We start from the raw sequence: 14,211 nt of genomic DNA, 5'->3' as shown, positions 1-14,211 counted from the left end.
ATTTTCGTCGCCGGTGGAGCTGTCACACACAACAGGCACCTCCCCCAAGGAACGAGACTGCTGATTTAATCGTTTTTCGTTATCGCTGTGAGCCGATGGCGCTAGCCCGGATTATTCATCAGCCGGCACGCGATAGCGTCCGGTTCCCGAGTATAGGCGTGAGAACCGGACGCTATCGCGTGGCGGCTCATATGCGCAGACTGTTTTCGTACCAATACGCGCAAACCGTTTCGTGCAAACGCATTGCGAAAACCGCAGTGAGTTGGGTGAATAATCCGGACTAGCCACGGGCCTCGAAGGGTTGGGACAGCACCATTAGGCCCGCGGCTAGCGGGCTGTTGATTTAATCGAAATTGGGAACGCAAGGGTGAGCCGTGGGCCGTAAGGCACCGGGCAATGCGGTAGGCCCGGCCGCTTACGCGTCGCGGCTCACTAAATCAACGGCCCGCTAGCGCCTTGCGGCTCACTAAATCAGCAGTCTCCTGCGCCGGGAGAGGTGACAGAAACTTGCGCAACGTAGCAGTGCCACAACCCCAAATTTGATCAGCCCAGGGTTGGACGCAAACGCTTCGCTCACGCTAACGACTCGGAGAGTCGAGCGACGATGACTCATAGCGTCTAGTGAATCGGCCAAGCTAAACGATACCTTGGCATTCGCTTCGCGATCACCGCCAGCCATCCTTTGGCATCGGGGCTGACGATCAGGGTGAACGTCACGCAGGCCAGGGCAATCCAAGGATTGCTCAACAAGGTTGCGGGTAACAAACTCAAATGAACCATCGTCCAGTCGACGGGATACCCGGTTTTCCACATCGCCACCCAGATTCCCAGCATCACGATACCGTGAGCGAGCAAGGTCGCGACCACAGCCCCGGTCAATCCGAAAGCAGGCAGAAGTATCGCGTTCAGGCTTAAGTTAGCGACCAGGCCGATCGCTAAAGCGACACCGACGAGCTTTCCTTTTTCCACTACCCACAGATAGTTCTGCGCGATTGTGACCAAGGATGCCCAAATGCAGAAGACAAATGCCATTGGCATCAATGCCAATCCGCTGGAGTATCGATCCTGCAGGAGGGTCGAGAACAACCACGGTGCGATCATCAACGCGAACGCAGCACCTCCGGTGAACGCCACCACAATCCCCATCAGCACGCCGCGGAGCCGACGTTGAACGTCCTCACGTTTTCCCGCTTCCCATTCCGCAGTCAAATAGGGCATCAGGACGCCGCTGACCATCGATGCCAAACTGATCAGCAACATGGGAATGATCCGCCCACTGTGATACTGCCCGACGGCAGCTTGACCGGCAATCTCGCCACCTGGTGAAAGGTGCAGAATCATGTAGCGATCAGAAAGCTCAAACACGTTTGCCAGCAGGTTCATCATCCACAACGCTGCAGCGTACGGCAGCAAACGACGCCACATCGCCGCCGCGTCAAACGCTTCGGTGCTCCGTTGCAGACTGCTCCATCCGCGACGCAGCAGCCAGATGCCCGGCAGTGCCGCGCAGAGAGTTGCGATGGCAAACGCAACGACAAGGCCGGTCAAGCCACCACCAAATGACAGCCAAGCGACACCGATGACCGTGAACACAACACTTTGTACGAACTGCATCAACGAAACCGCTCGGACCTGTCTGAGAGATGAAACAAGCTCGTTGACGAAGAAGAACATGATGATCGCCACAACGGCGAAGCCAACGGCATAGATCAACGAAGTGTTCTGAGGCTCCAGGAATACTAGCCAGCCGAACCACTCAGGTGCGATCAAGATCGCGCTGACAAAAACGGCGGTGCAGATCACCGTCGCCAAGAATACTCGGCGCACCAAACTGGTCAGATGCCCGCGACGACGAAAGTGCTCGACATAGCGGGGCAACGCGCCAGGCATCCCCAGTAACATGATGGGCGTGACCATCGTGATGAATCCGAACGCCATCGACCAGATCCCGACTTGGGATTCGTCCATCAGTCGGCAAAACCAGATTCCTCGAAAGAAGCCGAAGCCGCGTTGAACGATTGTCATCGCCAGCATCACCATCATGCCGACGGCAAGTGAGTCCGCGGAGAATCGGTCGGATTTGTTTTCTTCAGACACAGGTTTGTTTGGGGTGATTCTTCAGCAGCGAACCAATCGACGGATGACATCCACTCAACAACTCGCACGCGACAGCCGGATCGCGAACGAGTGGATTTCGAAAGGTTGGCTCAGACTTCGAGACTTCTGCATTGGCGAAGGAGCATTCTGTATCCAAATGCTGGCTCGTGCGGTGTTGCGGTCGGATCGTAGCGATTGCATCGACGAGGACCAGCAGATCCATGTCTTATCGCATCGATTGCATGCACACCTGTGTACGTGCCGCGTGTTTTGCGTGAGCTAGGCTTCAACGCTGAATGGTTTGGAGTCTGGAAATCCGATCCACTCGCGCTGCTGCTTCGTTCCCTGAACCGACACAAGTCCGCTGCACCCCGACATCACGACGTTTCCCATGGGTTATACCGGCCACCGTTCGACGCCACCGCGTCCCTTTCGCGTTATCTTTGGCGGAGTCATCGCAACGTTGTGTGCCGTTTCCGGAACGTTTCTATTGACGGACCGATTTCACCGTGCGACCGCAATGAGTTCCGGGCCGACCGAGATGGATTGGGAAACCTTCATCCAAAACGGACCGGGTGAATTCGCCTTCATCACCTTGACAGGCGTCGACGTCTACGACTCCACGATCGACTCCATCAACGAGATCGACCCAGACGAGCTAGATGCCTTGATCAAAGATTTCGACCCCGGGTCTCCCGAGCAGGTGCAGCAGTTGATGGCGGCCCACTTCGGCGGCAGCGATCCCCTTGCCGCCGTACTCAATGCATTTCAGCCGCCGAAAGTGATCCCGGCGGGTGCCGATCCGAATCAGATTCTTGGTCGCCTGACGTTGCCGTTTGATTTTGAGTTGCTGGAGGAAGCCAGACGTCAAATCGACGAGAATGGTGCGTTGACAGGATTGTTACGTCGACCGGTCGGACACAACATGATGTTTCCTTTTTTAGGAGACGATCTGAATGCCAGCGATCAGGATCAGCCACGGGCGAATTTCATGTACGAGATCGTGCCGACTGAGCACGCGCCTGACTTGGACATGGCCAGCAATCAATTTTTATTTGCGGGATTGGGGCTATCACTCAGCCTGATCCTTTGTTGCAGCGGCGGGGCTGGATTTTCTACACTTTGGTACTTCCCGCTCGCCTCCATCATCAGCTTGGCCGGGTACCCGATGCGGTACGGACGAGGCGGTGTGGCAACGCGAGTGGTTTACTTTGCCATCGGTGTGGTCATGATCGGCTGGGGATACCGAATGATGGTCACCCGCGGCCACTTCGGCACCGTGGACGGGATCCCGCTGTTTCAATCGATGGGATTCAATGCGATGTTCATTGGCGTTGCAGCATGCATGAGTGTTCCCTGTCAGCTCTTGACCAGACGATTCTTTGAGTCGATGGATCCGGAACCGAAGAAACCAGAAAAGCGATTGAGTTACGAACAAGCCTGCGGAATGACACCGGTCGTCGAAACCGCCACCTACAACGATGATGACTTGTTGGAGTCATCCGCCGTGGTGGTTCCGCCGGGTTTACGAGACCACATTGATCGTTTGATCGCAGCCGGCTTCACGGAGCCTGGCCGATGGGTTTGGCACCGCAATGATGATGTCATCCCGGCGGCGATCCAACTCGGTTGCCAAGAAATGATCGTTTCGGACATGGAGTGGTCCGACGAGACAAAGGTATTGAGGACGCGACTTGTCAGCGTCCTCGGCGATGGAATGCCCATCGTCACGCTCTCCAACGCATTTGAAGTTGCCGATTCACGCGTCGAGCCGTCGGCGGTTTACCAAAAAGCGATGTCCAGCGAGCCGGCCGAGATGTTGGCGATGCACTTGGAAAAAGTGGTCTCGCTTGCCGAATCGCGTCAGACCAGTGTGATCGCGTTCGAACCGGGCGAAGCACGCGGGGTGGCGAAGCTTGGACGCCGAGCCGTCGCTGAGATCCGCAGCCGCGACGGTGAGATTTCCCAGGTTGTGGGCGAAGCAAAATACGGCAGATTCAGCTTCCCACCGAATGAAGTCTTGGTGACCGCCTAGGTCTGCGGGACGCAACTCAACGCCGAATTTCAAGATTCGATTCGACCGCTGTGTTGAGGTTTACGTCGTTTGACCCGCAGCCGAAGGCGCAGGGGACACGATCAACCGGATTACACCGCGGCGTCTACCGCCGCTTCCTCCTGCGCCTTCGGCTACGGGTCAAACGAGACTTAGCGAGTACGTCAGCATTGCTAGGCTGACATGACCCCCAAATACGCCGCGCCCCGTTACAGACGACAGTTCGAAATCGTCGTTTGAAAGATCGCGGACGCGCCGAGCTTTTCCAATCGCTCCATCACGTCGATCACATCGCGACTGCGAACCATCACACGGACGCTGCACCAATCGGGGTCTTCCAAGTTACCGACGGTCGGCGAGTTGAATCCCGGCGTGATCGCTTCCGCCTCCGCCAGTGAACTTCGCGGCACGTTGTACTCCAACATCGAATAGTCTCGCGCGATCACAACGCCTTCCAGCCGTCTGACCACCCGGTCGGCCATCTCGACATCGCGACATCGGTCGTTCTGGATCAATACGGTCTCGTACGTACCGATCTCTTCCAAGATCCGCAGTCGATTGGCGGCTAGCGTGCTGCCCGTTTCGACCAAGTCAACGATCGCGTCAGCGACCCCCAACTGGATCATCACTTCCACGCTACCGGAAATCGAAACCAGATGTGCCAGTGCCCCGTGTTGTCCCAAGTAGGCCTTGGTGATCGAGGGAAAACTGGTCGCGATGCGTTTTCCATCCAGCTCGTTGGCGGCACGGATCTCGCAGTCGTCGGGAACACAAATGGCCAATCGACAGCCGCCTACTCCCAATCGCATCCGCGTCGACACTTTGGCTTGAGATTCCTCCACCAAATCGCTGCCGGTGATCCCGATATCGATCGCACCTTCGGCACACAATGTCGGAATGTCATCGGTTCGCAGAAAGATCAAGTCGATCGGCAGGCCGGAAACTTTGGCAAAGAGACCGCGATTTTGTCGACGAAAGTTCAACCCGGCTTGCAACAACAGCTCACCCGCCAACTCGCTCAAACGACCTTTGCTGGGGATGCCGATTCGTAATCTGGTGGCGTGTGTGGACATTTACTCTCAGTTCATCGTGCCGGTGGTCATGCGTTCGCTCCACTGGCGAAAAAGGTTAAGTTGAAAATCAGTTTTCGGTCGAGCTCGCCAGCTCAGTCATGTCATTCAGGATTCGTGCCCTGAGTGTTTTTCGGATTCCGGGTCCTTGGCCGGCCGGTTCGCTTTCTCGACCAACCCGGAGACTCCCTCGCGCTTGGCCAGCTCCTGGGCGACTTCACTCAAATCGACGCCACGCCAAGCGAGCATGACGAGCGTGTGATAGATCAAATCCCCCGCTTCATAAATGAAGTGGTTGCGTCCCTCATCACCGGACTCACCAGCCGCCTCGATCAGTTCCCGGGCCTCCTCCAGTACCTTCCCGCCGATCTTTTCCGGACCACCGTCCAATAGCCGAGTGGTGTATGACCCCGCTGGTCGATCGGCTGCTCGCTGGGCAAGGGTGGCCATCAGTCGTGAGATCGGTTCCAACGCGTTACTCATTCGCAAACAGTCTTTGTCGGGTCGAGGGAATGGGTGATGGGATCGCCGGGTATCGAACGCATGACTTCCACGTTCAATTCCATCGCGAATCAGGGTAACAGCCCACGCGCGGGCTGTTGATATGGTGAGCCGACGGCGCTAGCCGCGGGCCTTATGGTGAGCCGACGGCGCTAGCCGCGGGCCTTATGGTGAGAACTCGCCCCCTCGAGGCCCGTGGCTAGCGCCATCGGCTCACAAGGGATTGCGTAACCCACTAATCAACATCCCACTGACGTCCTGAGGAATACTCCATGGCAGACCGATCGTAGATGCCCAACGACGGATTGCCAACGACCCAACGCCCCCTCCGAGCCAGGATTCCACAAGCCCTCGCATTTTTTTCCGAATTGTCCTCAAGAACACGCCCGGGAGTGCCGATGAAACACACTTGCACGACGCATTCTTATTGGTTCACGGACGATCGCTGGTTTCCCAACCCTCCAGCTCGAGTCGTCATCTTGCGAAAACTATCCCTTGGCGCCCTCATCATCGGTGTCGGTTTCGCCGCCTCGCTACCCTTTCGCCGCCCCGAACCCACCAAAGACGCTTCTCTGGAAGCCTCGCCGACAGACGAACTGTCCGATCGATCGCCTCTCACTCGCACCTCGCTGGAAATGCTGGTTGAGGAAGTGACGGAGGATGTGAAGGCGCCAGTCCTGTACGCGCCGGAGGCCCGGTGGCCCAACCCCCAGTACGTCAAACGGGAGATCCAGATGCCGCTGACCTACGAGGACTTGGCCGTTCCTATCGATCGGGGCCCAGAGTATGCCAAACGATTCAACGCCATCGCTGCTTCAAGCGAGCCGGCGCCATCCGCAGCTATCGCGCCACCTGTCAATTCCCAACCGGTCTTTTCCCAGCCCAACCCTGACCCAGCTGGATCTGCTGCAGCAAGCATCGCTGAAACCCCGCCGGCATCACAATCACCAAAACCACGTGGGCACTCGGTGCTCGCGGCTGCGCCCTATCCCTCGCTGCCAAATCCCTCGCTGCCGACCCCGACCGTGGATGAGCCAGTTCAAACGGGCAAGTTCCAGACGCCGACAGAGGCAAAGCCGGACACGCCAGCGAGAGAGCGTCACTGGATCCGCCAACCCAGCTCCTAACCGTACGTCAGCCTTTCGTACGTCAGCCTTTCGTACGTCAGCCTTTCGTACGTCAGCCTTTCTAGGCTGACCTACCCCGGGCTGATCAATAGTTGGCATCACCTCGATGCTACGGCGATATTCCTTGAGCCGTTTCTTGTCCACTATCACCTCCCCCAAGAAACTTGGGGGAGGTCGAGCAGAGCCGTTTAGGCGAATGCGAGGGAGGGGGCCGGTCTACGCGAGTCAATGGTTGGGAATCGGCAGAACGCATGACGGGGCGCGCTATCGACTTGGAAAGTCGAGCGACGATTGTCGTTCGACTTTCCAAGTCGAAACCAAACACCACATCGCTTCGCCCGGCGGTCGAAACACCGCGGTACCCTCCTTTCGGATTCCATCAATTTTTCGTGCTTGACGATCGAACCAAAACCGCTTACTTTGCATTGCAGAGTTTTCGTCAGCCGGCTTGAATCTGGCTGAAACGGGTCGCGTAAGAGTCACCACCCTATCGATCGGTAGCTATGAGAATTGACGAAGCGTTGCAGCAGATCGATGCAATGTCTGCTTTGGCGGAACGTTCCACGGTCTATCAAGGACTTCGCAGCGTGCCGATCGCGCTGACAGGTTTATTCGGTCTCGCCGCTGGTGTGATCCAGCCCTGGTGGATGAGTCACGCTTCAGACCGCGCTTTCGCATTCGTTGATCTTTGGGTCATCGTCGCAGTCGCCGCGCTCGCGATCATCTTCAGCGATATGGCGATGCGGTACTACCAATCACCAACCGCTCGCGCACGTCGGTTGACTTTGACGGTCCTGAAGCGGTTGTCACCCGCCATCGTGGTCGGAGGCGGTCTGACATTGGTGTTGTGCGAAACGGCACCCGAGACGATATGGATGCTACCCGGACTTTGGGCATTGATGTTGGGGCTGGGGATTTATTCGACAGCTCCCTATCTGCCTCGACCGTTGCAATCCATCGGGATTTGGTACCTCGGGATGGGAATGGCAACGTTGATGCTTGCTCGCGACAGCTACGCTCTGAGTCCATGGTCGATGGCGATCCCGTTCGGCGGCGGTCAGTTGCTGACCGCTTGGCTGATCTATCGTCACCCGCAACACAGTACGGAGTGACCCACATGCCCGCAAAACGAAAATCTGATTCCGCCCGGTACTCCTATGACGGACTGGATCGTGTACTGCATGAAAAAGCACGACTGGGATTGATGACCTGTCTGGCCGGTTCACCCGATGGTTTGACGTTCGGTGAACTGAAGTCGCTGTGCAATCTGACCGACGGCAACCTGAACCGACACCTCAAACAGCTTGCTGAAGCCGGCTTGGTCAGCACGCGTCGCGATGAGACGGGTTCACGGCCGCAAACGATCTGCGCTTTGACAGATTCAGGGCGAGGGCGGTTCTTGCAATACCTCGCTGAGCTGCAACGCGTGATCGGCGATGCACAGAAACAAATGAAAACCAACGCGGCAAGATCCAAAGGTCGATTGGCGACTGAGTGAGACGAGCCGTTGTAGGTTTCGTTGAGCAACGAACGACAACAGACCACTTTCCACACACCCGGCGGCGATACACATCGCCCCTTTATTTAAACCAAAGCTTTGCATTGCAAAGCTTCGTCCAGGAGTTCTCATGACGACGATCATCCGAGCCACGCATTTGGGGTTTTGTTTCGGTGTCCGCGACGCGTTGAAAGCCGCCGAGCAGATTGAACGCCCTGAGGAGACCGCCGTCTACGGCGAGTTGGTCCACAACGCGGAAGTCAACCAGTGGTTGAATTCGCGACGTTTCGAAACGATCGCCGAAGCGGAACGTGAAGGCTTGCCTGCTCGCTCGCAAGTCATGATCACGGCGCACGGGATCAGTCAAACCAGACGCGATGCGTTGATCCAAGCCGGCAAGCGACTGATCGATACGACTTGTCCTCTGGTGCAGCGAGTACACGCGGCTGCAACGAAACTTGCCGAACAAGATCACTTTGTCGTCGTGATCGGAAGCCGAGATCATGTGGAAGTCCAAGGGATCACGGAAGATTTGCCCGAAGGTCGATGGGAGGTGGTGTCACGGGTTGATGAAGTGTCGGTGTATCCGGCTAAGAAGATCGGCATCGTCTGCCAAACGACGATGCCTGGCGAAGTCGCCCAAGCGTGTCGTGACGCGATCGCTCTATCAAATCCGGATGCCTGCCTACGATGGATCAACACGATTTGCCGACCGACCAAACAACGCCAATCGGCAATCGACGCGTTGTGTGCACAGACACAATTGGTGATCGTCGTAGGAGGCATCAACTCCAACAACACGCGACGACTCGCTCAGCGTTGTCGCACACTGGGGAGTGTGGCTTATCATGTTCAATCGCCACGTGACATTCGAGGCGAGTGGTTTGATGGCGTCGAGACCGTCGGTCTCACAGCCGGCACATCCACGCCCGACGAAACGATCGATGCGGTGCAAGAACGGATCGAGCAATTGACGCGATCGCAGCACAAGGTGGATGACCGCCGGCAATGGAGCAATCGGCAATGGTCGATCTACTTCCGCAACAACTTGGCGGACACACCTGCCGTCCCTTGGTCGAGATCGCCCACATTGACACCCGCAGAATCTCGCGCGGTGATCGGATCCATCAAGACGTTTCAATTGGGGGAGAGCGGTGAAGGCAAGCACCTGTTGGCGTGCGCACGATCGTGGATCGATACCGGCGGTGACCCTGACTATTTGGATGCCGCAAAGCTGTTCCTCGACGAAGAACACGTGCACTCGGATTTGTTGGCAAGATTCCTGCGACAAGAGAACGAATGTTTGCTGCACAAACAATGGTCCGATGGCTGTTTTCGATTCTTGCGTCATTTGGCCGGTCTGAGGACTTCCGTGTCGGTACTGGTGACCGCCGAGATCATGGCACAAGTTTACTACCTTGCACTTTTTCGCGCGACACAGTCATCCACACTGCGAGCGATTTGTCGGCGTGTGATGCGAGACGAGCGATCACACGTTCAATTTCAACAGCAGCAGAAAAATTTGCTCGCGCAAGGATGGTCGTCGTTTCGTCGTCGGATCGTGAGCTTGATGGAACGAGTACTCTTTGAAATCGCTTGTCGCATCGTGTGGCACGATCACCGCAGCGTGTTCGAGTCCGCCAAAATGAATTGGAACGAGTTTCGCAACCGGTCGCTTCGACGCTGGCATGCCGCTAACCGTGGTTGATAAATCATGCTGAGGCAGGTTTTTCGCTCAACTGTGGTATTGTTCAATGTTTTCATAAACCATGGCCGTTGCGATACTTAGGTTCACTCAGCGACCGCCGCCCGCCCGCATGCTGCAACGCTCCGCCCGTTCCCGCCTGGGCAGCTAAAACGGATTTTCTGACAAATTGTTGCACGGACAATGCCACGGATTGTCACTGTTATCACTAGAGTCCGGCTTTTGCTCGGGCCTTGATGACAATCCAATGCGTTTCTTGAGACTACCCTCATGCGACTGACACTGCGCACCCTGCTGGCCTACCTGGACAATACGCTCGACGCCGAACACGCAGAAAGCATCCGAGTGAAGCTGACCGAGAGCGGTTTTGCGACACAGCTGGTACAGCGCATTCGAGCTTCGTTGGCCAACGCACAGCTTTCGGCACCTCCGCCAGATTCGGTCAATCCGATCAGCGAAGCCAACTTGATGAGCGAGTATCTCGACAGCACGCTTTCGCCGGAGCAGATCGCGGAAATCGAGCGAGCTTGCCTTGAGTCAGAACCTCATTTGGCCGAAGCCGCATCGTGCCACCAGATCTTGACGATGGCGTTGGGGCAACCGGCAGAAGTTTCAGATGATTTGCGAAGCAGGATCTATGAGATCGGTACGACAAAAGCCGATCGCGGCTCAACGAGCATGAACTTTTCCGGATTGAACGTTCCAGCTCCCGGCGAACCGCTGCCCGGCGTCGGAACCTCCACGCCACCATTTTCAGGTCCACCCGTCGCCGGGCCACCTCCCGTCGTTCAGCACAGTGAGCCGTCCCAGGACGCGATCCCGACGATCGACTTGCCACCGGAGTCGGACTTCGACTCCGGGGCCGATGAAGCACGCGTGCCGGTTCAGCCCGTCGGTGCGGGCGATTCTGGCGTGTTTGATGCCGTCACACGAATGCGTCAAACCGAAGCCATGCAGGAGGAGCAAGGCAAGAATGGTCAAGCGATCGCGGGCAGTCGGACTCGCCAGCAAATCGAACGCAGCGATCTGTTTTCCGATTCGGTGCGTCCCTCACGGATCACGCCCTGGCTCGTCTCTCTTGCCTTGGCCGGCGTGCTGCTGTTCGCCATCGTTCAGATATTTAACCCGCTGCTGCGTGGCGACGCAGTCGCTGTCAACGACGAAGAAAAACTGTCAGAGTCCGTTGGAATCCCTGCCGCCGTCCCGCCGCCGACAAAGGACGAGGTCGTCGTACCGCCTGACGCGGCGCCGCCGATGGTGGAAGTCGGTACTCCCGGTCGAAATCTGGACCGCTCCAAGAGCGAACCCGTCTCCGCCGCCAACTTACCCGCCCCATCTCCGGACGACGATGCAACAACTGACGTTGCCACAAATGACGAGCCTCCCACGCGAGCCGAGATGTCCGATTCCGATGCGGGATTGCCCACTGAGGAGACGCCAGATTCAACCGGCACCGCCAACCCCACGACCTCGGTCGAGCCGACCGAGCGTGCTGAAACGGACATGCAGCCCGATCCTACGACACCCGCAGATCCCGATATAGCAGAGACATCAGAAACGGGCATGCAGCCGGCCCCCGCAGTCGAATCAGTCGCATCCAATCCACCGGACGCATCGGCGATCGAAGAACCAAAGCAACCGCAGCCCCCGGCAGCTGCGACTCCATCGATCGGCACACTGCTCGACAAAAATTCTCTCGTCATCGTTCCCCCGGCGAAAAACGCCGGCGAATCGGACTGGAAACAACTACCCGGCGATTCACCGGTGCCAGTCGATACCACCATTTGGTGTGCCCCGGAATTCCGAGCCGAGATCCAAACCGACTCCGGGTACCAGGTCCATCTGATCGGGCCGGTCAACGTGATGTGGCAGAATGAGCAGCCCGATAGTGATCAACCCAATAGTGATCAACCCAATAGTGATCAACCCAATAGTGATCAACCCAATAGTGATCAACCCAGTGCAGAGCTGAACCTGCTCTCCGGACGTTTTACCGTGCAGTCAACGGCATCTGACGTGGTCCTGCCCCTGGATGTGGCGGGAGAAGTCGTCACGGTGACGATGCCAGTGGAAGGCACCAAGCTGGGAGTCGACGTGCGTTTCGTTCGAGAGCCAGGTGCAGATCCACTGAAAGCGGAGAACCACAAGCGTATCGTCAGCCTCATCGCCGCCAACCAAGCAGTCCAACTCGCAACGCCCAATGGCGACGTCGATTTGCCGGCCGGATCCAAGTGGTTGTCGATGGAATCGGAACCCGCCCGCGTCGCCGAATTAGATCTGCCGCCGACATGGATGGACCCCGAGATTGAGCAGCCAGGATCGTTGGATGCCGAAGCAAAGGATGCCTTGCTGGACCTGCTCCGTGACCGCCCCCTGATGCCCGCGTTGCGTGAAGCATTGCCGTTTCGGCGCAGCGAAGTTGGTGCGCTTGCCGCGAAGACCATGTTGTGCTTGGGTGCCGCGGATGTCTATTTTGGCGTCGACGGTATTTTTTCTCAGCCCAAGCAAAGAACGTTTTGGGACAGTCATTTTCAAGCCGTCAAGCGAATGGTTGATCAGAGCGTGGAGTCTGCCCAAACCGTCCAGGATGCAATCACGCGAATGGATGCAGCGGAAAGCAACACGCTCTTCAAGCTGCTGACTGGCTTTTCCCAGCCTGAATTGGTCGAGGGCAAAGACATCCAGCTCGTCGACTGGTTGGACGCGACGTCCATGTCCGTCCGGGTCCTGGCGATCGAAAACCTACGTCAAATCACCGGCACCACGCTGTATTTTCGCGCCGAAGAAGACAACGCGGTGCGGCGGGTCTCGGTCATCAAGAAATGGACCGCCCGCCAACGAAAAGGCGACATCCGCTGGCAAACCCAGTAGGCAAAAACACAAGCACGAAGCGCAAGCGAGTGAACTCGGGAACGATGAACCATTTACAGGCGCACCCAGTAATGGGATTCGCCAGAATTCCTCCTACACAGGATTTCTGGCGAGATCCACTACGCCATCTATTGATGAAGCGTTCCTTGGCGGCTCACTCACTTACTCTTCGAACTGGATGACTCGCTAAATCGCATCGATCAGCTCGAACCTTTCGCTCGACTCTCCGTTGATCACTTCGATCCGCACCTCGTCTTGCCGGTTCCCTGGTGCGACGGCGATCAATGGCGGCAGGTCGTGTTCCGCCATCGTCGTTCGCATTCCTTCGCGACCGATGACAAAGTAGCCAGTGCTCTGCGCTTCCGCGTCCGTCGCGTTGGCTTCGATCACCGTCAGCGACAGCAAGTCACCGGCGGGATACCCCGTTCGTGGATCAATCACATGACCGTACCGGCGTCCTTGGTGGTGAAAGAACTGTTTGCCAGAGCCGCTAGTCGAAAGCGCACCGTTCTTTAGTCTTACCCCTGCCACCCGACGTCCAGGTTTCGTCGGATGTGCCAGCCCTACCAGCCAACCGTGGCGATCCTCGCTGTCCGACTCGGGTTCTTGATCACCGATCGCGATCACGGAACTATTGCCTCCGTGGATCAACGCATTGCGAATGCCCGCGTCGACGAGCTGCGTCAGCAGTATATCCAACGCATGTCCCTTGCCGATGGCCCCGAGGTTGATAGCGACGCCGGGCTGAGTGAACTGAACGGTCCGTTTGATTTCATCCAGCAAGACTTTCTCATGTCCAACGCTTTGGAGTGCGGACTCGACTTCCAGGCGGCTCGGTTTACGACCGCGACGCTGGGTGAATCCCCAAGCGGTGATCAACGGCCCGGCCGTGACGTCAAATGCACCCTGCGTGCGATGAGACCACAGGAGCGACTTTGTCAGCAGCTCGAATGTCAGTTCAGAGACCGCGACGGCAGAATCTGCCGCCGAGCGATTGATGGCGGACACCTCGCTCTCGGGATCGTAGACCGTCAGCCGCTTCTCGATTGCGTCCAAGGACTCCAGGGCATTCAGGGCCGCGTCGACCAAGTGAGCATCGGTGGCGGGCAGCATGACGACGAATTCGGTGGCCATCGCGCGGTGGGAAACAGACGTCAGCAGGGGGCCACTTGGCATCGGATCAGTTTTTTTTCGTTGGAGTGAACCATTCAGGTCCCTAAGCACTCATGAATTCGTGCACTCATTCATTCCGTGCACTCAGGAACAACAGGGGAAACCTAGCTTTTCGG

Annotated in this window: 10 protein-coding genes; 6 read left to right on the top strand and 4 right to left on the bottom strand. The window is 57.3% G+C overall.

Translation table 11 applies throughout. The features are described from left to right. Positions 1-618: 618 nt before the first annotated feature. Positions 619-2,097, bottom strand: a complete 1,479-nt coding sequence (locus Pla52nx_RS17430) for an oligosaccharide flippase family protein (protein WP_146522073.1) — start codon at positions 2,095-2,097, stop codon at positions 619-621. A 391-nt stretch (positions 2,098-2,488) separates the two neighbouring features. Here Pla52nx_RS17430 and Pla52nx_RS17425 point away from each other — a divergent pair, with 391 nt between their 5' ends. Continuing rightward, positions 2,489-4,132 carry a hypothetical protein gene (locus Pla52nx_RS17425; RefSeq protein ID WP_146522074.1) on the top strand — a complete coding sequence of 548 codons (1,644 nt, stop codon included), beginning with the start codon at positions 2,489-2,491 and terminating at the stop codon, positions 4,130-4,132. A gap of 227 nt (positions 4,133-4,359) precedes the next feature. On the opposite strand, the gene hisG is transcribed toward Pla52nx_RS17425, so the two are convergent. Together hisG and hisE are read right to left on the bottom strand one after the other, a co-directional pair. Then, a complete protein-coding gene (gene hisG / locus Pla52nx_RS17420; protein WP_146522075.1) occupies positions 4,360-5,223 on the bottom strand; it encodes an ATP phosphoribosyltransferase in 864 nt (287 codons plus the stop codon). A gap of 105 nt (positions 5,224-5,328) precedes the next feature. Then, positions 5,329-5,703, bottom strand: a complete 375-nt coding sequence (gene hisE, locus Pla52nx_RS17415) for a phosphoribosyl-ATP diphosphatase (protein WP_146522076.1) — start codon at positions 5,701-5,703, stop codon at positions 5,329-5,331. A 416-nt stretch (positions 5,704-6,119) separates the two neighbouring features. On the opposite strand from hisE, the gene Pla52nx_RS17410 reads away from it, so the two are divergent. The 5 genes from Pla52nx_RS17410 to Pla52nx_RS17390 all read left to right on the top strand — a co-directional run bounded on the left by Pla52nx_RS17410 (position 6,120) and on the right by Pla52nx_RS17390 (position 12,922). Further along, positions 6,120-6,848 (top strand): hypothetical protein, encoded by a 729-nt coding sequence (locus tag Pla52nx_RS17410; protein ID WP_146522077.1) that lies wholly within the window; start codon positions 6,120-6,122, stop codon positions 6,846-6,848. Positions 6,849-7,351: 503 nt separating this feature from the next. Then, positions 7,352-7,960, top strand: a complete 609-nt coding sequence (locus tag Pla52nx_RS17405) for a hypothetical protein (protein ID WP_146522078.1) — start codon at positions 7,352-7,354, stop codon at positions 7,958-7,960. A gap of 5 nt (positions 7,961-7,965) precedes the next feature. Next, complete coding sequence (locus Pla52nx_RS17400; protein ID WP_146522079.1) at positions 7,966-8,346, top strand: transcriptional regulator; 381 nt, start codon at positions 7,966-7,968, stop codon at positions 8,344-8,346. A gap of 130 nt (positions 8,347-8,476) precedes the next feature. Beyond that, complete coding sequence (gene ispH / locus Pla52nx_RS17395) at positions 8,477-10,054, top strand: 4-hydroxy-3-methylbut-2-enyl diphosphate reductase (protein WP_146522080.1); 1,578 nt, start codon at positions 8,477-8,479, stop codon at positions 10,052-10,054. A 267-nt stretch (positions 10,055-10,321) separates the two neighbouring features. After that, positions 10,322-12,922, top strand: coding sequence for a hypothetical protein (locus Pla52nx_RS17390; RefSeq protein WP_231742297.1), 2,601 nt, complete (start codon positions 10,322-10,324; stop codon positions 12,920-12,922). Between the two features lie 186 nt (positions 12,923-13,108). On the opposite strand, the gene Pla52nx_RS17385 is transcribed toward Pla52nx_RS17390, so the two are convergent. Further along, positions 13,109-14,098 (bottom strand): FAD:protein FMN transferase, encoded by a 990-nt coding sequence (locus Pla52nx_RS17385; RefSeq protein WP_146522081.1) that lies wholly within the window; start codon positions 14,096-14,098, stop codon positions 13,109-13,111. Positions 14,099-14,211: the final 113 nt, after the last annotated feature.

This window comes from Stieleria varia (genome assembly GCF_038443385.1).
Classification (GTDB): Bacteria; Planctomycetota; Planctomycetia; order Pirellulales; family Pirellulaceae; genus Stieleria; species Stieleria varia.
This window is presented reverse-complemented; position numbering and strand designations above follow the sequence as displayed.

Coding starts and splice junctions, on each gene's coding strand:
- Pla52nx_RS17425 (WP_146522074.1), top strand. CDS start 2,489: ATGGGTTATACCGGCCACCGTTCGACGCCACCGCGTCCCTTTCGCGTT.
- Pla52nx_RS17385 (WP_146522081.1), bottom strand. CDS start 14,098: ATGCCAAGTGGCCCCCTGCTGACGTCTGTTTCCCACCGCGCGATGGCC.
- Pla52nx_RS17400 (WP_146522079.1), top strand. CDS start 7,966: ATGCCCGCAAAACGAAAATCTGATTCCGCCCGGTACTCCTATGACGGA.
- Pla52nx_RS17390 (WP_231742297.1), top strand. CDS start 10,322: ATGCGACTGACACTGCGCACCCTGCTGGCCTACCTGGACAATACGCTC.
- ispH (WP_146522080.1), top strand. CDS start 8,477: ATGACGACGATCATCCGAGCCACGCATTTGGGGTTTTGTTTCGGTGTC.
- hisE (WP_146522076.1), bottom strand. CDS start 5,703: ATGAGTAACGCGTTGGAACCGATCTCACGACTGATGGCCACCCTTGCC.
- Pla52nx_RS17405 (WP_146522078.1), top strand. CDS start 7,352: ATGAGAATTGACGAAGCGTTGCAGCAGATCGATGCAATGTCTGCTTTG.
- hisG (WP_146522075.1), bottom strand. CDS start 5,223: ATGTCCACACACGCCACCAGATTACGAATCGGCATCCCCAGCAAAGGT.
- Pla52nx_RS17410 (WP_146522077.1), top strand. CDS start 6,120: ATGAAACACACTTGCACGACGCATTCTTATTGGTTCACGGACGATCGC.